Annotated in this window: 15 protein-coding genes; 6 read left to right on the top strand and 9 right to left on the bottom strand. The window is 72.6% G+C overall.

Annotated elements, in window-relative coordinates:
- The first annotated feature begins 101 nt into the window (after nt 1-101).
- The gene (locus ACFZBB_RS27655) at nt 102-641 is read left to right on the top strand and encodes a hypothetical protein (RefSeq protein WP_391127692.1); all 540 of its coding nucleotides are present in this window, start codon (nt 102-104) and stop codon (nt 639-641) included.
- 31 nt (nt 642-672) lie between these two features.
- Here the strand turns inward: ACFZBB_RS27655 and ACFZBB_RS27650 are convergent, their stop codons facing one another.
- The gene (locus tag ACFZBB_RS27650; RefSeq protein WP_391127690.1) at nt 673-975 is read right to left on the bottom strand and encodes a DUF1330 domain-containing protein; all 303 of its coding nucleotides are present in this window, start codon (nt 973-975) and stop codon (nt 673-675) included.
- Nucleotides 976-1146: 171 nt separating this feature from the next.
- The gene (locus tag ACFZBB_RS27645; RefSeq protein WP_391127687.1) at nt 1147-4407 is read right to left on the bottom strand and encodes a family 78 glycoside hydrolase catalytic domain; all 3261 of its coding nucleotides are present in this window, start codon (nt 4405-4407) and stop codon (nt 1147-1149) included.
- A 452-nt stretch (nt 4408-4859) separates the two neighbouring features.
- Between ACFZBB_RS27645 and ACFZBB_RS27640 the strand changes: the two genes are divergently transcribed.
- Both ACFZBB_RS27640 and ACFZBB_RS27635 read left to right on the top strand, forming a co-directional pair.
- Nucleotides 4860-9149 carry a glycoside hydrolase family 3 C-terminal domain-containing protein gene (locus ACFZBB_RS27640; RefSeq protein WP_391127684.1) on the top strand — a complete coding sequence of 1430 codons (4290 nt, stop codon included), beginning with the start codon at nt 4860-4862 and terminating at the stop codon, nt 9147-9149.
- Between the two features lie 182 nt (nt 9150-9331).
- A complete protein-coding gene (locus ACFZBB_RS27635) occupies nt 9332-10546 on the top strand; it encodes an FG-GAP-like repeat-containing protein (protein ID WP_391127681.1) in 1215 nt (404 codons plus the stop codon).
- A 123-nt stretch (nt 10547-10669) separates the two neighbouring features.
- Here the strand turns inward: ACFZBB_RS27635 and ACFZBB_RS27630 are convergent, their stop codons facing one another.
- The 3 genes from ACFZBB_RS27630 to ACFZBB_RS27620 all read right to left on the bottom strand — a co-directional run bounded on the left by ACFZBB_RS27630 (nt 10670) and on the right by ACFZBB_RS27620 (nt 13064).
- Nucleotides 10670-11623: a GNAT family N-acetyltransferase gene (locus tag ACFZBB_RS27630; protein WP_391127679.1), complete on the bottom strand. Its 954-nt coding sequence runs from the start codon at nt 11621-11623 to the stop codon at nt 10670-10672.
- A gap of 127 nt (nt 11624-11750) precedes the next feature.
- Entirely contained in the window at nt 11751-12245 is a 495-nt protein-coding gene (locus ACFZBB_RS27625; RefSeq protein WP_391127676.1) for a hypothetical protein, read from the bottom strand.
- A 378-nt stretch (nt 12246-12623) separates the two neighbouring features.
- Nucleotides 12624-13064, bottom strand: coding sequence for a protein-tyrosine phosphatase family protein (locus ACFZBB_RS27620; protein ID WP_391127673.1), 441 nt, complete (start codon nt 13062-13064; stop codon nt 12624-12626).
- Between the two features lie 186 nt (nt 13065-13250).
- Between ACFZBB_RS27620 and ACFZBB_RS27615 the strand changes: the two genes are divergently transcribed.
- Nucleotides 13251-13847, top strand: coding sequence for a substrate-binding domain-containing protein (locus ACFZBB_RS27615; RefSeq protein WP_391128041.1), 597 nt, complete (start codon nt 13251-13253; stop codon nt 13845-13847).
- Between the two features lie 81 nt (nt 13848-13928).
- Here the strand turns inward: ACFZBB_RS27615 and ACFZBB_RS27610 are convergent, their stop codons facing one another.
- Entirely contained in the window at nt 13929-14543 is a 615-nt protein-coding gene (locus tag ACFZBB_RS27610) for a hypothetical protein (RefSeq protein WP_391127669.1), read from the bottom strand.
- Between the two features lie 135 nt (nt 14544-14678).
- Here ACFZBB_RS27610 and ACFZBB_RS27605 point away from each other — a divergent pair, with 135 nt between their 5' ends.
- Both ACFZBB_RS27605 and ACFZBB_RS27600 read left to right on the top strand, forming a co-directional pair.
- A complete protein-coding gene (locus ACFZBB_RS27605) occupies nt 14679-15341 on the top strand; it encodes a response regulator (protein ID WP_391127667.1) in 663 nt (220 codons plus the stop codon).
- Complete coding sequence (locus ACFZBB_RS27600) at nt 15338-16942, top strand: ATP-binding protein (protein ID WP_391127664.1); 1605 nt, start codon at nt 15338-15340, stop codon at nt 16940-16942. Before ACFZBB_RS27605 ends, ACFZBB_RS27600 begins: the two co-directional genes overlap by 4 nt.
- Nucleotides 16943-16958: 16 nt before the next feature.
- Here ACFZBB_RS27600 and ACFZBB_RS27595 read toward each other — a convergent pair whose 3' ends face one another.
- The 3 genes from ACFZBB_RS27595 to ACFZBB_RS27585 all read right to left on the bottom strand — a co-directional run bounded on the left by ACFZBB_RS27595 (nt 16959) and on the right by ACFZBB_RS27585 (nt 20680).
- Complete coding sequence (locus ACFZBB_RS27595) at nt 16959-17939, bottom strand: aldo/keto reductase (protein WP_391127662.1); 981 nt, start codon at nt 17937-17939, stop codon at nt 16959-16961.
- A gap of 246 nt (nt 17940-18185) precedes the next feature.
- On the bottom strand, nt 18186-18872 hold the full coding sequence (locus ACFZBB_RS27590) for a response regulator (protein WP_391127659.1): 687 nt from the start codon (nt 18870-18872) through the stop codon (nt 18186-18188).
- The gene (locus ACFZBB_RS27585) at nt 18869-20680 is read right to left on the bottom strand and encodes an ATP-binding protein (RefSeq protein WP_391127656.1); all 1812 of its coding nucleotides are present in this window, start codon (nt 20678-20680) and stop codon (nt 18869-18871) included. The genes ACFZBB_RS27590 and ACFZBB_RS27585 overlap by 4 nt, the downstream gene beginning before the upstream one ends.
- Nucleotide 20681: the final 1 nt, after the last annotated feature.

Here is a 20681-nt window from a genome sequence, read left to right as displayed (position 1 = left end):
CACGGGCGCGTACGGCATGCGGGCGGTCACGACGCTAGGGCACTGCGGGCAGCCGCACCTAGGCGCTTTCGCGCCCCGTGCCAGCCCCTACACTCCTGGCCATGCTGCCTCTGGACGACCCCCGCTGGCCCACGCTCGACCACCGCGACCGGTCGAACGGCAAGGGCGGTTCCGACGCCCCCTGCGTGCCCGACGAACTGCGCCATCTGCTCGACCACCCCGCCGACCGCGAACGCTTCGACGACCTGTGGCCGTACCTCTGCTCCGAGGGCACCGCCTGGCCCGCCGCGTACGCCGCCGTGCCGCACATCGTCGCCATCGCGCGCGGCCTCCCGGCGGCCGAGAGGGACGACTACCTGTACGTGATCGGGCTCGTCGCCATGTGCTCGGGCGAGTACGGGCAGGTCTGGGACGGCCTGCCCGACGACCTCGCGCAGGCGTACCGGCAGGCGCTCCCCGAGGCGCTGGCCCTGCTCGGGGAGACGCTGGTGGCGGGCGAGCACGACCAGGTCACCACGGGTTATCTGCTCGCGGCCACGGCCGCGCTCAAGGGACACGGCGAATACGCCGAAATCCTCAACGAGCTCGATGTGTACGCCGAATGCCAGTCCTGCGGCGAGCCGATGCTCGAACTGCCCTGATCCGCGCGGACCGTATACGGCGCCGAACCGGTCAGACCGCTTCGCCGAAGCCGGGAAGAATGGCGAGGCGCCGTACGGTCGCCTTCTTGGCGATCTCGATGCCGGGCGCGTAGGTGTCCGAGTTGTACCACGCTCGCGCCTGTTCCACGCTGCTGAACGACAGCAGCGTCAGTCCCTTGGCCCCGTCCCACGTGCCCTCGACCGCCTCCGGCCTGGCGTTGATCATCAGGTACTCGCCGCCGAATTCGGCCACCGCCTTCTGCGCGATCTCCCGGTAGTCCGCCATGGCGGCCATGTCGGTCACTTGGATTTCCAGCAGGACATACGCGGTCATCTGCGGTCTCCCCGAATTCGGCTGCGAAATACGTCACATGACGTGGAACGCTGTGGATCACATGTGATCCGGCGCTCAGCATGCCGAATTCGGGACGGCCGCGCAATGGTCCCAAAGTCCACGCGCCGTGCGGGAATTGGCGTGACTGTCACGCTCCGGCCCGCGAACGGCTCACCGCCCCGCCGCCGTGAACCGCCAGTGGCCGGAACCGATCGTGTAGACCGCCTCCCCGTCGTCGCTGTGCAGCAGCCGAGCGCCGTGCGTGGCCTCGACCCGCGGATGCCGTGCGTCGGGCAGCGGCACATGGACGGTCGCGGTCGAGCCGACCGGCACCGTGACGTCGAGCGTGGTCCGGCCGTTCGCGACGGTCCAGGAACTGGCGACCGTGCCGAGCGGGGTGGCGATCGAGGCCGCGGCGTGCCGCATCCCCGCAGGGATCCGCGGCGCGACCGTCACCGTACGGTAGGCCGGCCCGGTCGGCTCGATGCCCGCCAACCGCGTGTAGAGCGAGGCGTTGACACCGGCGAACATCGCGTGGTCGTGGGTCTCCATGTTGGAGTAGTACGTCCACTGCTCCCACGAACTCGTCGCGCCCTGGCCGATCTCGTACCCGAAGCCGGGGTAGGTGCGCTGGTCCAGCACCGTCATCGCCACATCGATCCGGTCGATCGCGGCGAGCGCGTCCATCAGGTAGCGGGTGCCGAAGATGCCGGTGTCGAGGTGTCCGCCGTCCTTCTCGGTGATGGTGGCGACCAGTTGCCGTCCGACGGCCGCCACATGCGCCGCGGGCACCATGCCGAAGGCCAGCGGCAGCACGCTCGTGGTCTGCCGCCCGTCCCCGTAGGTGTCGCCCGCCGCGTTGAGGAACGCGGCGTTGAACGCGTCCTTGATGTCCCGCGCCAGCGTCCCGTAGCGGGCGGCGTCCGCGCTGTGGCCCAGCGCCGTCGCCGACTTGGCGACATCCACCGCCTGAAGGTACGACAGCGCGGTGTTCACCACCGACACCTCGCTGGTGCAGGCGCCCGCGTTCGGTCCGCCGCGCCCCCCGTTGGCGTTGGCACTGCGGTCCGGCGGACACCAGTCGCCGAAGCCCCGGTTGCTCGGCCAGATGTGCCCCGGCACATCGGCGGCGTTCTTGTCGACGAACGCCTTCATCGCCGGATACGTGGCCGCCAGCGTCGCCCGGTCGCCGTACTGCTCGTACAGCGTCCACGCCAGCGTGACCTGGTTGCCGCCCATGTCGGGCTGCTGCGCGTTGCCCGCGTCGTTCGGCAGCGCCGTGCCGGGCGGCATGTCCTGGAGGTACTTGGCGTAGTAGCGGTCCATGCCGAACTCACGGGTGGACGCGTCGTGATACGCCTGCACGTCCATGCCGGGAGGAGTCCGCTCGTCGCGGACCGGGTTGTCGGTCGGGACGCTCATCGAGTTGTTGAGGACGCTCCACCGGTTGTTCCGCCAGATCTGGTTCAGCAGCGCGTCGGAGGAGGTGAAGGTGCCCGTGGAGGCCACGTCGGCGTGCACCACGCGCGCGTCCAGGGTGCTCAGGGCCGGTGTGCCGGGGAAGCCGGTGACCTCGACATAGCGGAAGCCGTGGTAAGTGAAGCGCGGCTCGTACGTCTCCGCCGTACGGGTGCCCGCCAGAGTGTAGGAATCGGTGGACGCCGCCGACCTGTTGGTGGCCGTGTCCAGCATCCCGTCCGCGCCGATCTCCTCCGCCGTCCGCATCCTCACGGTCGTCCCGGCGGGCCCCGTCACCCGCAGCCGCTCCCAGCCCGCGATGTTCTGCCCGAAGTCGTAGACGTAGACGCCGGGCTGAGGCCGCGTCAGCTTCACCGCGCGGAGCGTGTCCGTCACCCTGACCGGCGGCATGGTGTCCGCGACGAGCTTGTCGGAGGGCGCCGCCACCGTCCGTACCGGCTGCCAGCCGGAGTCGTCGAACCCGGCGCGGTCCCAACCCGGCTTGTCCAGGCGCGCGTTGTAGCTCTCACCCGCGTAGAGGTCATTGGCGGTGACGGCGCCGGTCGACCACTTCCAGGAGTCGTCGCTGACGACGCTCTGCCGGGTGCCGTCGGAGTAGCTGACATCGAGCAGTACGACGGCCTGCTTGGGCCCGGTCCAGCGGAAGCCGTACGGGCTGAATCGCGGCCCGTATCCGTTGCCCAGCCAGAGGCCCACCGTGTTGGCGCCCTGCTTGAGTGAGCCGGTGATGTCGTACGTGGCGTACAGATCACGCTGGTCGTACGGCGTGCTCGCCGGTGCGAGCACCCGGTCGCCGACCTTCGCGCCGTTGAGGTGCATCTCGTAGAAGCCGAGGCCGTAGACGTACGCCCGCGCCTTGGTGACCTTCTTCCGGCCGTCGAGGGTGAAGCCCTTGCGGAGCAGGGGCGCCGCGGGGTTCGGGTCGAGCAGTGTCGGGTCGCCCTTGGGTTCGAGCTGCCCGTCGGTGACCGCCGAGTCGGGGAAGTACGGGTCGGGCGAGGCGGAGAAGTCGTCGGAGAACAGCGTGGCCCCGTCGAGACCGCGCACCACGATGTTGTCGTACAGGGCGTCCTCGGCGACACCACCGGTGGTCGAGGTGCGGAAGCCCAGGGTGCCGGCGGTGAAGGTGGTGTCGGTCCGGGTGTCCACCCGCGTGCCGTCGACCGAGGTGGTGATCGTGGCGCCGTCCGCCCTGACGGTCAGGTGGTGGGGCGCGCCGGCGTTCGCCGGGGTGATCACCGGGCTGAGGTCCACCTCGCCGAGGGTGGCGAAGGAGCCGTCCTTCTGGACGTGCGGGCGCAGCAGCACCTTGCCGGGCGTCGAGGCGGCGTTGATCTGCCACATGTAGTAATTGCGGCTGTCCTTGACGCGGAACAGGACGCTGGCCGCGCCCGCCTTGATGGTGAAGTCCGTGTCGAGGGTGAAGTCCGACCAGGAGGCGGCGCCGCCGGTGTCCGGGGTGATCCACCGCGCGCCCTTCCAGTCCGCCGGGTTCAGCAGGCCCATCTCCCAGTGCCCGACCGGACTCCAGGCCGACGCCCGGCCGTAGGCGTCCCAGACCTGCACCTTCCAGTAGTAGGTGCGGGAGGACTCCAGCGCCGGACCGCCATAGGGCACGCCGGTCGAATCGTCCGTCGCCACCCGGCCGCTGTCCCAGACGTCCGCCTTCGGGGAGTTCAGGCGGGCTGGGCTGCTCGCCACCAGCACCCGATAGGCGCTCTGCCGCTGGCCGTTGGCCGCGGCGCGCAGTTTCCAGCCGAGCGCGGGACGCGGATCGTCGATGCCCAGCGGATCCGTCGTGGCGTCAGCGGTCAGCTCACCCACGGAGATTCCGCCGGACGCGGCCTGCGCGGCCGAGGGGTGGCCGAAGGGCGCGCCGCCCAGGGACAGCGACGTCACCAGGACCGCGACGGCGATCCCGTACGACAGTTTTTCCCGCGCAAAACCGGACATCGGACTCCTTGCAGTGAGTGAAACGATTCACTCCGTTGGGGCGTGAGAAACGTATGAGAACGCGTGGCGGGGCGTCAATACTTCTGACGCGGCCCGGTTCCGTGCAGCGGTCATCCGGGGGTGTCCGCCCGATCCATCGAAGCAGACATCGTTGTCGACATTGAAAGACGTTTCAATTTCCTGGTCTTGGGCTTTCGGGTAATTCCGCGCTCACGCCTATTGACCGGCTGCTGAGATGGACTTAGGTTCTCCACGGCTCCTGTTGAATCGTTATATGGCCTGCTCCGCTTCGGATACGGCGCGTCCCCCGTGGGCCCGCGCCCGGCGACCGGCCCCGCACCACCCCTGTGAGGCGGGCCCGTTCGTCGCGACGACGGACTGAATCGATTGACCGGGCAGGCGGCGCCGCACCACGGCCGCGCACCGCGCGACGTACTCCAGATGGGACACCGATGACCGCACACCCCGCAGCGCAGCCCGACGGCGGACGGCCCGCACGGGCCCGACGGGCCAGGCTCGTACGGGCGTTGACCGCCGCCCTGCTGCTCACCTCGGCCACCGGACTGCTGCCCGCCGTCACCGGACAGGCCGCGGCCGACAGCGGCACGGCCTCCTGCCCCTGGCTGCACTCCAAGGCCGCCCCGGAACAGCGGGCCGCGCAGGTGCTCGCGCGGATGACCACCGACGAGAAGCTGTCGATGACCCACGGCAGCCAACTCCCCGGCTACGCGGGCGTGGTGGCCCCCATACCCCGGCTGTGCATACCCGCGCTGAACCTCAACGACGGGGGAGCGGGCGTGGTGATGGGCGGCACGACGGCCATGCCCGCTCCGGTCGCCGCCGCCGCCACCTGGGACCCGGCCGTGGAGACCGCCTACGGACAGGTCGTCGGCGCCGAGGCGAAGACCAAGGGCGTCAGCGTCAACCTCGGACCCGATGTGAACCTGGAGCGCGACCCGCGCGGCGGACGCGTCTTCGAGATGGCCGGTGAGGACCCCTACCTGTCCGGCGCGATGGCCACCAAGTACGTCCAAGGCGTCCAGTCCCAGGGCGTGATGGCCGACCTCAAGCACCTCGCGGCCAACGACACCGAGCAGAACCGCAACAACGGCAACGCCATCGTCGACGAACGCACCCTCAACGAGATCTACTACCCGGCGTTCAAGCAGGCCGTCCAGCAGGGCGACGCCGCCTCCATCATGGCCGCCACCAGCCTGGTCAACGGCGTCCACTCCAACGAGGACGCGTATCTGCTGAACCGGACCGCCAAGCAGGACTGGGGCTTCGACGGATTCGTCGTCACCGACTGGGACGGCGCCCGCAGCACCGTCCAGGCCGCCAACGCCGGTCTCGACCTCAACATGCCCGCCCCCGGCAACTTCGGACAGCCGCTCGCCGACGCGGTCCGCTCCGGGCAGGTCGGCATGGCCGTGCTGAACGACAAGGTCGCCCGGCTGCTCACCGAGGAATTCGCCTACGGCCTCTTCGACTCCACGCCGGGCTCGCCGGCCGCGACCGCGACCACCCCCGCGCACGTCGCCACCGCGCGCGACATCGCGGCGCAGGGCACCGTCCTGATGAAGAACGCGGGCCGGCTGCTCCCGCTCGACCCTGCCAGGACGCCCACGGTCGCCGTGATCGGCGCCGCCGCCAAGGACGCGCCGATCACCGGAGGCGGCGGCAGCTCGCACGTACCCGTGGACGCCTCGTCCGTCGTCACCGTGGCCGACGGCATCGCCCAGCGGCTCGGGACGAAGGGCCGCGTCGACTACCTCGGCTCCTGGGCCGCCCGGGCGTCCTCCTCCGCCGGCCCCTCCGACCAGCCGCGCAACATGGTCGACGGCAACGCGGGCACCCGCTGGTCCAGCGGCGTCCCGATGGCCGACGGCCAGTGGGTCAGCGTCGACATGGGCGCCTCGCACAGCATCGACCGGGTCACCCTGGACGCGGGCAACAGCACCGACTACGCCCGCGGTTACCGCGTCCTGCTCTCCGCGGACGGCGCCACATGGGGCGACCCGGTCGCCGAGGGCGCCGGCACCGGACAGGTCGTCACCGCGACCTTCGCCGCCCGGCAGGCCCGCTACATCAGGATCGAACAGACCGGCACCGCCGACAGTTGGTGGTCGATCGCCGAACTGACCGCCTTCGGCGCGGACGGCACCGGCGCCCAGGTCGCCATCGGCAGAACCGGAGTCGACGTCCCCGGCGTGACCGACAAACTGCCGACCGTACCGGCCGCCACCTTCACCACCGCCGACGGCCAACCCGGCCTGACCACGCAGTACTTCAACAACCTCGACCTGTCCGGCACCCCAGCGCTCACCCGCGTCGAGCCGACCGTCGACGACCACTACACGGCCGCGCCCGGACCCGGCGTCAACCCGGCCGGATTCTCCGTGCGGTGGAAGGGCTACCTGACGGCCCCGGTCACCGGCACGTACACGTTCTCGATGGCCAACACCGGCGGCATCCGGATGACCCTCGACGGGCAGCCGGTCTTCCAGGACTGGGCGCAGTACGGCCCCGGCGTGTCCGCGATCCGCCTCAAGGGCGGTGTGCGGACCCCGATCACGGTCGAGAACTACCAGCCGGTCAACGGCCCCACGGGACCGGTCGCCGGGACGCCGACCAGCCCGCCGAGCAACGGCTCGGTCACTTTGGGCTGGCAGGTGCCCGACACCGCGGCCATCGCCGCCGCGGCGGCTGCCGCCCGACAGGACAGCGTCGCCGTGGTCGTCGTCAACGACGATGAGAGCGAGGACGGCGACCGGCAGAATCTCACCCTGCCCGGCGCGCAGGACGACCTCGTCGCCGCCGTCGCCGCGGCCAACCCGCACACGATCGTCGTCCTCAACACGGGCGCGCCCGTGCTCATGCCGTGGCTCGACAAGGTCGACGGCGTCATCGAGTCCTGGTACGGCGGCCAGCAGAACGGCGCCGCACTGGCCTCCGTCCTGTTCGGCGACGTCAACCCCTCGGGCAAGCTGCCCCAGACCTGGCCCGCGAGCATGGCGCAACTGCCGACCGCCGACCCGTCCCGCTACCCGGGCACCGTCGATGTCGCCACCAACACCACCAACTACCACTACAGCGAGGGACTTGAGGTCGGCTACCGCTGGTACGACGCCCACCACCTCACCCCGCTCTTCCCGTTCGGCTACGGCCTGACCTACTCGTCCTTCTCCTTCAGCGGGCTCACCGTCTCACCGGGCGTCACCGGCACGACCGGGCCGGTGAAGGTCTCCGCGACGGTGAAGAACACCGGCACCCGTACCGCCTCCGAGGTCGCCCAGCTCTACGTCGGCGACCCGGCGGGCGCGGGCGAACCCCCCAAGCAGCTCAAGGGATTCCAGCGCGTCACCCTCCGGGCCGGACAGTCGCAGCGCGTCACCTTCACCCTCGCGCCCGACGACCTGCGCACCTGGGACTCCAAGGCCCACGCCTGGACGACGATTCCGGGCACGTACCGGATCTACGTCGGAAACTCCTCCCGCGATCTGCCGCTGACCGGCGCCCACACCCTCACCACGACCACCGGCGCCCGTACCGTCACCGCACAGGCCCCCGCCGCGCTCGACCCCGTCCACGGCAACGTGGTCACCACCACCCTCACCGCGGGCGGCACGCGGACGCTCCAGCACGTCCGGCTCGGCCTCGACGTACCCGCCGGATGGACCGTACGGGCCCTGACGCCCGCCACCTTCAACCGTGTCGACCCCCGCACCCGCCCACGCACCTCATGGCTGGTGACCCCGCCCGCCGACGCGCAGAACCGCCTGTGGCGGCTCACCGCGACGGCCACGGCGAGCGGCGGATTCAGCGTCTCCGGCGGCCAACAGGTCACCACCGCGCCGCTGGTGGACGCGCGACTGACCTCCGCCACCAAGCTGGCACGCACCGGCACCGCATTCCCCGCCACCCTCACCCTGCGCAACGCGACCGACCAGACCGTCACCGTCGCCGCCGACATCAAGGCGCCGACCGGCGTCACCGTCACACCGTCCCGGGCCGCGGTGACCCTGCGCCCACGCGCCACCGCCACCACCAAGCTGACCGTCACCGTCGGGGCGAACGCCACCTCCGCGGCGCTCGACCTCACCGGCACCGCCACCGTGGCCCGCCACGACCACCCGCTCGACGGCGGATCGCTCGCACTGCCCCTGCTGTACGGATCACTCGCCGCCGCCTACGACAACACCGGGGTCGGCGACGAGACCGCCCCCGGCGCGGCCGACTTCGACGGCGCGGGATTCAGCTACTCCGCCCAGGCCCTCGCCGACGTCGGCGTCAAGCCGGGCCAGCCCGTCGCACACGGCCCGGCGACCTTCACCTGGCCGGACCCGGCACCGGGCGGCGCGGACAACGTGGTCGCGGCCGGACAGCACATCGCGGTGGACAAGAGCGGATCCGCCCTGTGGTTCCTCGGCGCCGCGAACAACGGCAGCGGATCGGGCACCGGCACCCTCACGTACACCGACGGCAGCACCGCCCCGTTCACCCTCGCCCTCACCAACTGGACCCCGAGCACCCCGCTTCCCGAGGACGAACCCGTCGCCACCGCACCCCGCTGGAACCGTCCGCCGAACAGCGGCTATCCGGCCGACACCGCCGTCAGCCTGTACGCCACCAAGATCCCGCTGGCCGCGGGCAGGACGCTGGCGTACGTCACCCTGCCGACCACGGTCACCGGCGATCAGGCGGGCACCCGGCTGCACGTCTTCGGCCTGACCGTCACCTAGGGCGTGTCCGCAAAGTCTCGTCTGGCCGACAGGACCCGCCGGACCATGACCGCCGTTCCCCGTCCACCCCTCCCGGGCGGGGAACGGTACCGCCGAGTGCCGTACACGCCGGGCCGGGCACGACTAGGGTGTGCCCGGCCCGCACCCGCCCGGCGGGCCGGATGTTCCTTGGGGGGACCATCATGCGTATCTCACTGCGCGCCACCTTATTGACCACCGCCGTCGCGCTCGGACTTGTGGCCGGGGGAGTCGCCCCCGCGCAAGCCGCGACCGGCTACGACCGCTGCCCGCAGGGCGCCCTGTGCCTGTTCGACCAGCCCGGCGGCCAGGGGGCCTTGACGTCCTACACGGCCGCGCAGCCGACCCTCGGCGCGTGGGACGACAAGGCGTCCTCGGTCTACAACCGCACCGGCTACCACGCCCTGTGCATGTACAGCCTGGCCGACTACCAGTACCTCGACGCCGTGCACGACGTCGAGGCCGACACCACCGGCACCGGCGACGACCGCTGGGAGCTGTCGCGGTTCACCAGCCCCGGCGCCACTCTCGACCACAACCTCAGCTCCTTCCGCTGGGCGCACACCATGCGGGAGTGCCAGGGAGGCCCCGAGTACCTGCCGTGGATCGCGCCGTACGGAGTCTTCAAACGCCCCGCCCAGCCGTTCGGCGATCTCAACGGCGACGGCCGCCAGGACCTGCTGCTGCGGACGTACTCCGGAAAGCTGTGGCGGCTGCCCGGCGACGGCACCGCGGGTCTTGAGGGGTCCGGCTGGAACTCCATGTCGGCGCTGACCCGGCACGGCGACCTCAACGGCGACGGCACGGAGGACCTGCTGGCCCGCGACACCACCGGCCGGCTGTGGATGTATCCGGGCACCGGCCGCGGCACCTTCGGCGCCCGGCTCCTGGTGGGTCCCGGCTGGAACACGATGACCGCCGTCACCGCCGCCGGAGACCTCGACGGCGACGGCACGGGCGATCTGCTGGCCCGCGACACCACCGGCCAGTTGTGGATGTACCCCGGCCGGGGCGACGGCACCTTCGGCACCCGCCTGCTCGTCGGCCCCGGCTGGAACGTGATGGGCGCCTTCGCCGCCCCCGGCGACCTGACCGGCGACGGCCGCCCCGACCTCGTCGTGACCGAACTGTCCACGGGCAAGCTGTGGCTCTATCCGGGCGACGGGCACGGACGCCTCGGCGCCCGCGTCCTGGCGGGCACCGGCGGCTGGACGCCCTTCACCACGCTCCTCGGCATCGGCGACCTGACCGGTGACCTGCTGCCCGACCTGGTGGCCGCCACCACCGGGCAGATGCGCGTGTACTCGGCGGGGACGTCGGAGGGCGTCTTCGACACCGGGGCGCGCGTGAGCCTGTCCGAGGGCGACGCGCTGTTCTGAGCCCGCCGGGAGTCACCGGACGGATGCGTCCGGCGGACGGCCCACCAGGGAGTCGAGGAGGTCACGCGCGGCGGTCGGTGCGCCGGTCGCCGCGCTGGTCCGGCGGTGCTCGGCGCGGGCCGCTCAGCCGGAGGCGCGGACCCTGATCAGCGGCGCGTCCCGCGAGAACTCCCGGAATCCGACGCCGTAGTACAGGGCGCGCGCCGCCGGATAGCCCGGCGCGCCCAGGCAGGCGACGGTCGCGTGCGTGGCCCCGGCGGACCGCGCGCGACGCATGCCGTGCAGAAGCATCGCCCTGGCCAGCCCCAGACGCCGGTAGTCCGGATGGGTGCCGACCGGCTCGAACTCGACGGTCGCGTTCGCCTCGTCGAACCACATGACGGTCGAGGACGCCATCGTCGCGTCCGGCGCCTCCACCAGGAGGTGCAGATCCGCACGGTAGCCCGTCGCCCGCCGGACACCCTCATAGCTCTCGGCCGTGTACGTCGAGGGCGCCCACGCGTCCACATGGGCCCGGACCGCGGCCTGCGGCCCTGCCTCCTCGGCGGTACGGAACCGGAATCCGTCCGGCAGCAGCGGCTCCTCGACGTCGGTCAGCTCCCGCTCGTTGAGCTGCGTCCAGGATCCCTTCTCGCCGAGCGAGGCCGGATCGGGCTCGTAGCCGTGCGCCGCCCACCGCGTCAGGCCGAACGTGTCGGCACCGCTCGGCACCACCGTCCGCTCGACGTCCGGCGTCGTGGCGTGGAACCAGTCGATCACCTCGTCGACCAGTCCCGCGTGGTCGGGATGGACCTGATAGGCCAGATAGGCGCCGGTCGCATCCCGCACAGAACCGTCGCTGCGCCGCAGCCGGTGCGGAAGCTGGGCCCAGCCCCACGCGACCGGCTCCCCGCCGGAGAACCACAGCCGCCGCGGCCAGTTCGCGCCGGCGGCGGCGTGTCCCTTGCCCCAGTTCCACGCCAGCTCGCCGTACGACGCGTCGGTGTTCACCAGGTCAGGGCGCACGGCGGTGACGCGCTGCGCCATGTCCTGCATGAGCTGTACGTCCGCGGCGGTCAGCAGCTCGAAGTCGGTCATGGTCCGCCACGGTGCCAGGACTCGGCGGAGCCGTCGAACGGTTTTCCGGGCCCACCGGTCGCGGTGGCCGAGAACACGGGGCGGGCGTGTTGTGACCGACCTCGGGGGCGGCAGAGCTGGATCGGGCTCAGCCCTCACCGGGGCGCGGGCCGTCCGACTCGGCGGGGAAGCAGTCCAGGCGGGCGTCGGCCAGTTCCTGGAGCGTGCCGCCCGCCGTCAGCCAGCCGAGCAGGCACGACGGCAGTAACCACGGCCGCAGCGACGTCGTCACCGGTAAAAAGGTGATCTGCCGGTCCGTGGTGTCGAGCACCGCCCAACCGCCGTCCCTGACCAAGGGAACGGCCGCTATCCGGCAGGTGCCGTGCGCCGCGGTGACGGCCAGCAGCCAGCGGCTCGCGTCGCCTGCCGAGCGCGACCTGCTCCCGTAGAGCACATCGGCGAGCTGCCGCCACTTCGGCGCCTCGTGGGTGTCCGCGTCGACCACGAAGTGCTCGTCCACGACGCGGTGTTCACCCGGCAGGGCCGCGCCGGGCGCGGCCGACAGGACGGCCTGCCGCCCCGGCGTCCGTACGGCCAGCGAGAGCGCGGGCGCCGGTCGGTCGGCCACCGAGGCCGTGGGCATGTCCCGTTGCGTGACGGCGAGTTCGACGCCGAGCTCAATGCCGAGTTCTACACTGACCAGACATCGGCCGCTCGGCGGCTGAGGTCCGTCCGCCCATACCGCCGACCCGCTGTCCATCGCCATCCGGGCCGTCCTCCCCCGCTCACCCGCTGGACCCGTCGGAACCGCTGGGTCCGCCGAGCCCCCGAGCCCCCGAGCCCCCGAGCCCCCGAGCCCTGAGCGCCTCCGGTGCGGCTCTCACGAAGAGGCCGGGGACCGGGCCGTTCTGTGACTCGACAGGACATCAAACCGGCATTTCGCCCGCGTTACGATCAGCGAACAAGCGATGACGGATTCCCGTACCGGCCTGGCGCGTTGGGGATCGCCGCAGGCGCGCGCTCAGCGCTCAGCGCGGTCGAAGCGGCGGATGAAGCGGCGCTGCCACGGCGTCTCCACCGCGCGGTGGTGATAGCGCCGACGGATGAAGGCGACGGCCTCGTCCGCCGGGACCCCGTCCAGAACGGCCATGCAGGCGAGGGCCGTTCCGGTCCGCCCGATGCCGCCGCCGCACGCGACCTCCACCCGCTCGTCCGCCGCCCGGGCCAGCGCCTCCTCGAAGGCCGCCCGCGCCTGCCGTCGATCGGCGGGCAGCCGGAAATCCGGCCAGCGCACCCACCGCGCCTCCCAGCAGGTCAACGGCGGCTCGCCGCCCAGCAGATAGACGCCGAAGGACGGCGTCGGCCCCGCCGGAAGCGGTCGGCGCAGACCCCGCCCGCGCACCAGCGCACCGGACGGAAACCGTACGATCCCGTCGCCCGACGGGTCCCAGCTCTCGGTCATCCCGGCACCCTACCGAGGCCCGCCGGTCGCTTCCCGTGCGCGGGGCCGCCGCCACACCGGGCGCGGCGAACGCGCGCGGACAGGCGGTCATGGCCGGTCTGTCCAGCCGCTCGGTCGACGCCCTGTTGATAGCGGGCGACCGCGACCTCATCGACCACCTCCCGCTGCTGGCCGCCGCGCGCTTCCCTGTCGCGCTCTGCGCGTGGGAGAACGCGGCCCCCCGAGCTGTTCCCCGTCGTCACCATCGACTACGAGGGCGCCGGTCACCTCGCGGGACGGCACCTGCGCGGCCTCGGCCACGAGCGGGTCGCCGTCGTCGCCGGCCCCGCGCACACCGTCCGGGTCACGGGCTTCGGCCGCGCCTTCGCCGCCGACGGCCTCGCCGTACCCGACACCGCCGTCTTCCTCGGCCCGGAACCGACCCCCGAGGGCGGCTTCGCCGCCGCGACCGCCGCCCTCACCGCCGACCCGCGCGTGACCGGCGTCTTCGCCACCCACGACGTTCTCGCACTCGGCGCGCTGGAGGCCGCCAGAGCCCTCGGCCGCTCCGTCCCGGACGACCTCTCGGTCGTCGGCCACGACGACAACGCCGAAGTCCGGCTCTCCCGACCGGCCCTCACCACGGTCGCCATCCCCGAACGCCAGATGGCCCGACAGGCCGTCGAACTCCTCCTGCGCGCCATCCGCCTCGCCGGCCCGCAGACCGCCACCCTCCACCTTCCGCGTCCCGACCTGATCGTGCGCCACAGCACCGGACCCGCCCGGAAGGGTTCCGACAGCTGACGCCCGGTCACGACGGGGCCGGGGGAGGCGGGTACGGCGACGGCACCGCGACCCACCTCTCGTACCCGCCGCGCCCACGGCTCAGGAGTCGTCGCCGCCCCGGCCCCGGTGCTGACCGCCGTCGTCCGCGCCGTGCCCGCTCCCATGACGGTCGCCCGACCGGTCACCGCCGTGGTCGTCGGCGCCGTGGTCGTCGGCTCCGGGGGAACGGGTCGGGCTCGGGGTGCCACCGCCGTGGTCGTCACCTCCGGGGGAGCGCGTCGGGCGGGGAGTCGCCGCGCCCCGGCCGCCGCCGTGACCGTCCAGGCTGACGGCGCCGGAGGTCGCGTTCACCCTCAACTCCCGCAGGACGCCGTCCTTTCCGAGCACCCTGACCTCCCAGAAGTCCGCGCCGGAACGCTCGACGGAGACGACCGTCCCCGGATACAACGTGAGCGCGGCGGCCACGGCCTCGGCCGCCGTGAGGCCGGTGCTGCTGGGAGTCGGGGCGCCGGTGCGCGGGACGCCCGTCGGGGCAGCCGTCGACGGCGTACGGCGGTCGCCGCCGTGGTCGTCGCCCGCGTCGTGCGGGGACGTGGCGCTCGGGACGGCCGCCGCACGGCCGCCGTGGTCGTCGCCCGCGGCGAAGGCGGTGTAGCCGCCACCGGCGAGCAGGGCCGCCGCGGCGACGGCGGCGACGGTGATGTTGCGCTTCATGAGGAGCCTCCCCGGCCGGGCTGTACCCGGCCTGTGTCGTTGCTGTGTCCGTGCCAACACGATGGCTGGAGCAAGCTGAAGGCAGCCTGAAGCGACCTGAAGATCGCTTCAGGTTCGATTTGGGAGGGTGGGCCCATGCGCTTGCTGATCGTGGAGGACGAGAAGAGACTCGCCGTCTCCCTGGCCAGGGGACTGACGGCCGAGGGCTTCGCCGTGGACGTCGTCCACGACGGGCTATCGGGACTGCACCTGGCCGGAGACCGCGCCTACGACCTCGTCGTCCTCGACATCATGCTGCCCGGCATGAACGGCTACCGCGTGTGCGCCGCGTTGCGCGCCGCGGGCAACGACGTACCGATCCTGATGCTCACGGCCAAGGATGGTGAGTACGACGAGGCCGAGGGCCTGGACACCGGCGCGGACGACTACCTGACCAAGCCGTTCTCCTACGTCGTGCTCGTCGCACGGGTGAAGGCACTGCTGCGCCGCCGGGCCTCGCCCGGCGCCTCGCCGGTCCTGCGGGTCGGCGGCCTCGCCGTCGACACCTCCGCCCGGCGGGTGTTCCGAGGCGAGGACGAAGTGGCGCTCACCGCCAAGGAGTTCGCCGTCCTCGAACAACTCGCCGTCCGGGCGGGCCAGGTGGTCGGCAAGCCGGAAATCCTGGAGCACGTCTGGGACTTCGCCTACGACGGCGACCCCAACATCATCGAGGTCTACATCAGCGCGCTGCGCCGCAAGCTGGGCGCGGCCACCATCCAGACGGTACGCGGCGCCGGTTACCGCCTGGTCACGTCATGAGGCGCCGCCCGCTCGGGTCGGTGCAGGCCAAGACGGTGCTGGGCGCGACCGCCGTGGTGACGGTGGCGATGGTGGCCGCCGGGATCGCGGTCCTCCTCTCGCTCGGCGCCAACCTCACCGAGCAGGCCCAGAGCCAGGCCAACGACACCGCCCGCCGCGTCGCCGTGGCCGTCGCGACCCGCAAGGCGGACGCCGCGCTCTACTCCGGGCTCGCCCTCCCCGACGACGCACCCGTCCAAGTGGCCACCACGGACGGGCGGTTGCTCGCCGCGAGCAGGACCCTGGAGAAGATCAGCGGGACGGGAGTGCCGGACGTCAGGCCGCGTGGGTCTGCGCCCGAGCCGACACCCACCGTCAGTCCGACCTCGGCGCCGACGCCGCCACCGACCGTGTCGCCGAGCGGGTCCGCCGACGACCACGGCGGCGGAGGTGGCGGCCGTGGCCGGGGCAAGGGCGGGCGCGACGGCGACGCGCAGGAGACGACCTCCAGCGGCCGAGGGAGCGACGACCACGCCACGCCCACCGGCACCGCCGACCCCGTCGTCGGCGAGATCAGCGGTACCGTCCAAGAGGGCGCGGGACACGCCACGTTGGACGGCCGCGGCGCCGCCTACCGCTTCGCGTCGGTCAAGGCCACCGACCTCGCGGGGCAGACGGTCCTGGTCCACGCGGGCGCCTCACTCGCGGCGCGCGAGAGCGCCGTGCGCACCACCACCGTGGTCATGCTGGCGGGACTGCCCGTCCTGCTGGCGGTCGTCGGCGGCGTGACCTGGCTGGTCACCCGCCGCGCACTGGCCCCGGTCGCGGGCATCCGCCGCGAGATGGCCGCCATCACGGCCTCGGAAGACCTCTCCCGGCGGGTGCCGGAGCCCGCGGCGCACGACGAGGTGGCCCGGCTGGCCCGTACCACCAACGAAACGCTCACCGCCCTCGAAGCGTCCGTCGAGCGGCAGCGCCGCTTCGTCGCCGACGCCTCGCACGAACTGCGCAGCCCGATCGCCTCCCTGCGCACGCAGCTCGAAGTGGGTTCCGCGCACCCGCAGTTGCTCGACGTTCCCGGCGCCGTCAAGGACACCGTGCGGCTTCAGCGACTCGCGGCCGACTTGCTGCTGCTCGCCCGTCTCGACGCGGGGGAGACCCCGACGCAACGGCCGGTCGATCTGGCCGCGTTGGTGCGCGAGGAGGCCGAGGGGCGGGCCGCCGACCGTACGCCGGTCGCCGTCGACATCGGTCAGGACGCCGCCTTGAGAGCCGAAGTCAACGGATCACGCGGTCAGTTGGGCCGGCTCGTCCGCAATCTGCTCGACAATGCCCAACGGCACGCGCGCACCGAGGTCACCGTGTCCGTACGCCGCGGGGACGGCCGGATCGTGCTCGCGGTCGCCGACGACGGCGCAGGCGTACCGGAGGCCGAGCGCGAGCGGATATTCGAGCGGTTCGTACGGCTCGACGAGGCCCGCAGCCGGGACGACGGCGGGGCCGGACTCGGCCTGGCCATCGCCCGCGACGTGGCGCACCGGCACGGCGGCACGCTCACCGTCGGCGCCGCGCCGAGCGGCGGTGCCCGCTTCGAACTCCGGCTGCCGGCCGCCGATGTGTGACTCCGTCAGCTCCGCGTCAGTTCCACGGCATGCGCGAGCGATGATCCCAGTACGCGGCCGGTGTCTGCGCCAACTCCGTGACGAGACGGCCGAGTTGCGAGTCGTCGAAACGGACGTCGGTCGCGCGCAGATTCGAGGCCAGTTGATCCTCGGTCGCCGCTCCCGACAGCACCACGTCGACCCACGGCTGACGCAGCGCGGCGGCCAGCGCCAGAGCGTCGTAGGAGGCTCCCGTCGCCTCGGCGACCGGAGCCAGCACCGCGTCCAGCCGCGGATCGCGTTCGGCGAGACGCCCGTTGGCGAGACCTTCCTTGATGATGACGGTACGACCCGCCTCGTGCGCCTCCGCCAGCGCGGGGCCCGCCGACGGCTCCAGGACATTCCAGGTGGACTGGACGCTGCCGAACACCGGACGCCCGTCGACGCTGACATCGAGGGCAGCGCGGATCGCGTCACGCTGCCGGGGCCCGCTGGTCGAGATGCCCACGGCCACCCCCTGACCGGCGAGCGCGACCAGCCGCCGGTGCAGGACGGGATCGGTGAGAGCCGGGCTGTCCGGTGTCACCGAATGCACCTGGTAGAGGTCGAGCCGATCGCCGAACAGCGCGCGCGTCTCGGCGAGTTGACGGTCGTAGACCCCGACGCTGTGGTCCTTGACCTCATGGGTCTCCGCGTCGACCCGCCAGCCCGCCGTATAGGTGTAACCCCACTTGCTGCCGACCATGACCCCCGGCCGGTCACCGCCCGCGTCCAGCCACTCGGCCAGGAACTCCTCGGCCCGGCCGTACGAGCGCGCCGCGTCGAAGTAGCGCACGCCGTGCGCGTACGCGAAGTCCAGCACCTCGTGCGTACGCCGTCGCATCGCCGCCACGTCCCGGCCCGGCGGCAGATCCCGCTCCCGGCCGAGATTGATGTATCCGGGCCGCCCGAGAGCGGCCAGGCCGAGGCCGATCCGGTGGGGTACGTCGGCGAGCGACGGCGGCGGCTGCGTGACCATGCGACGGCTCCTGACCGTGGGGCGACTGCGACTGCTACGACGAGGACGGCTGCGAAAACGAACACGGCTGCGGCTGTGCGGCGCGGGCGTACACCCGCGACATCCCGCCCACCCGCATGATCACCGTACGTCGCCCGCCGCCGCGCCCGTCACCCGCCGCACCGACCGTGCCCGGGCCGACCGTGCCCGGGCCGACTGGGCCCGTACCGACCCGCACCGTCCGTGACCGGCCCGGACCGTACCGCCCTACGGCTTCGCCCCGTCCGACCAGCGGTAACACAGCTCCGGGCGGCCGACCTGCCCGTACTGCGGGCTTCGGACCGCGAGCCCGGTGTCGACCAGGTGCTCCAGATAGCGGCGGGCCGTGATGCGCGAGACCCCCGCCGCCTGGGCCGCCGAAGCCGCGGACAAGCCGCCGTCCGCCGCCGCCCGCAAGGCCGAGGTCACCGCTTCGAGGGTCGGACCGCTCAGCCCCTTCGGCAGCACGGTGGCCTGCGGACTGCGCAGCGCCCCCAGCACCCGGTCCACCTCGTCCTGCCCGGACGCCTCACCGCCCGCCGCGTCACTGCGGTAGCGCGCCCAGCGCTCCAGCCGGTCCCGCAGCGAGGGGAAGGTGAACGGCTTGAGCAGGTACTGCACGACTCCGAGCGAGACGGCCTGCCGCACGACCGTGAGATCCCGCGCCGAGGTCACCGCCACCACATCGGCGCTCTGCCCCGCGCTGCGCATCCGTCGTACCAGGTCGAGACCGTGACCGTCGGGCAGATTGAGGTCGAGCAGCACCAGGTCCACCGGCTGCCGGCCCAGCAGGCGCAGCGCGGCGCCGCCGGTGTGGACGACGGCCGCCACCGCGAAGCCGGGCAGCCGCTCGACGTACATCCGGTGCGCGTCGGCCGCCACGGGATCGTCCTCGACGACCAGTACCCTGATCACGCGCGTGCCTCCTGCCCCAGCGGCAGCCGTACGGTGAACTCCGCGCCACCGCCCTCGGCGCGGTCGAGGCCGACCGTGCCGCCCGCGCGGCGCGCGGCCTGCTCGACCAGGGCGAGGCCGAGACCGTGGCCCTCGCTCTTGGTGGTCCATCCGCGCCGGAACACCTCGCGGATGGTGGCGGGGTCGACGCCGCGCCCGGAGTCGGTGACCTTCAGCAGCAGCTCGTCCTCCTCGACCTTGGCCCGTACGGTGACCGACGGCCGGCCGCCGCCGCGGGCGGCCCCCTCGATGGCCGCGTCGATCGCGTTGTCTATCAGGTTTCCCAGCACGGTGACCAGGTCGCGGGCGGTGAGCGCGGGCGGCAGGACGCCGTCGTCGATCCGGCTGTCCTCGGTGACGGTCAGCTCCACCCCGCGCTCGTGGCTCTCGGCGGCCTTGCCGAGCAGCAGCGCCGCGAGCACCGGTTCGCCGACCGCCGCCACCACCCGGTCGGTGAGCGCCTGGGCGAGTTCCAGCTCGGAGGTGGCGAAGTCCACCGCCTCCTGCGCGCGGCCCAGTTCGATCAGCGACACGACGGTGTGCAGCCGGTTGGACGACTCGTGGGCCTGGGAACGCAGCGCCTCGGCGAAGCCGCGCACCGAGTCCAACTCCCCGGTCAACGCCTGGAGATCGGTGTGGTCGCGCAGGGTGACCACGGTGCCGCGGCGCTCGCCGCCGCGTACCGGCGAGGTGTTCACGACCACGACCCGCTCGGACGTCAGGTGCACCTCGTCGACCCGCGGCTCGGCGGCCAGCAACGCGCCGGTCAGCGACACGGGCAGGCCGAGCGTGTCCACGTACCGGCCGACGACCTCCTGCTCGCCGAGGCTCAGCAGCTCGCGCGCCGCGTCGTTGCACAGCGCGACCCTGCGGTCGGCGTCGAGCAGGATCAGGCCCTCGCGCAGCGCGTGCAGCGTCGCCTGGTGGTAGTCGTACATCCGGCTCAGCTCCGTCGCGGCCATCCCGTGGGTGTGCGTGCGCAGCCGTCGGTTGGCCACATACGTGCCGAGGCCGCCGACGACGAGCGCGGCCAGCGCCACCACGACCAGGGCGGTGAGCTGCTTGCGGACCTGCTGGCTGATGGTGTCGACCTTGATGCCGACGCTCACCAGCGCGACGATCCGGTCGCCGGAGCGGACCGGCGTCACGACGCGTACCGAGGCGCCGAGCGAACCGGTGTACGTCTCGGTGAACGTCTGCCCGCGCAGGGCGGGGCCGATGTGGCCGAGGAAGTGCTTCCCGATCAGCGACCTGTCGGGATGGGTCCAGCGGATGCCGTGGGTGTCCATGATCGTCACGAAGTCCACGCCCGCGTCCGCGGTGACGCGGTCGGCGTACGGCTGGAGGGCCGCAGTGGGATCGGCGGAGCGCGCCGCCCGCACCACGGTGTCGGAGTCCGCGACGGCGGTGGCCGCGGCGGAGACCCGGTCACGGGCCGCGTCCTCGGCCCGGCTGGCCGCGTTGACGTACGCCAGCACGGCGCAGCCCCCGACCACCAGGGCCACGATCACCACCTGCACGGCGAAGAGCTGACCGGCCAGGCTGCGCGGCCGGGTCCGAGTGCGGCGGAAGCGGCTCAGTCCGGGCACGGTGAACCGGGCGGGCCTGGAACGCCGGGCCGTCGCGCGCTCGACGGTCGGGGCGGCCGGGCTCGTCGGCGTACCTGGACTCGTCTGCGCACGCCGGCTCGTCGGGGCGGCCGGGCTCGCCGCCGCGGCCCGGCGCGTCGGTCCGGCCGCCGTGCTCGACGTGGGGGGTATGGCGGGCATG

Origin of the sequence: Streptomyces sp. NPDC008139 (assembly GCF_042957025.1) — a bacterium.
In the GTDB taxonomy this organism is placed as follows: Bacteria; Actinomycetota; Actinomycetes; order Streptomycetales; family Streptomycetaceae; genus Actinacidiphila.
This window is presented reverse-complemented; position numbering and strand designations above follow the sequence as displayed.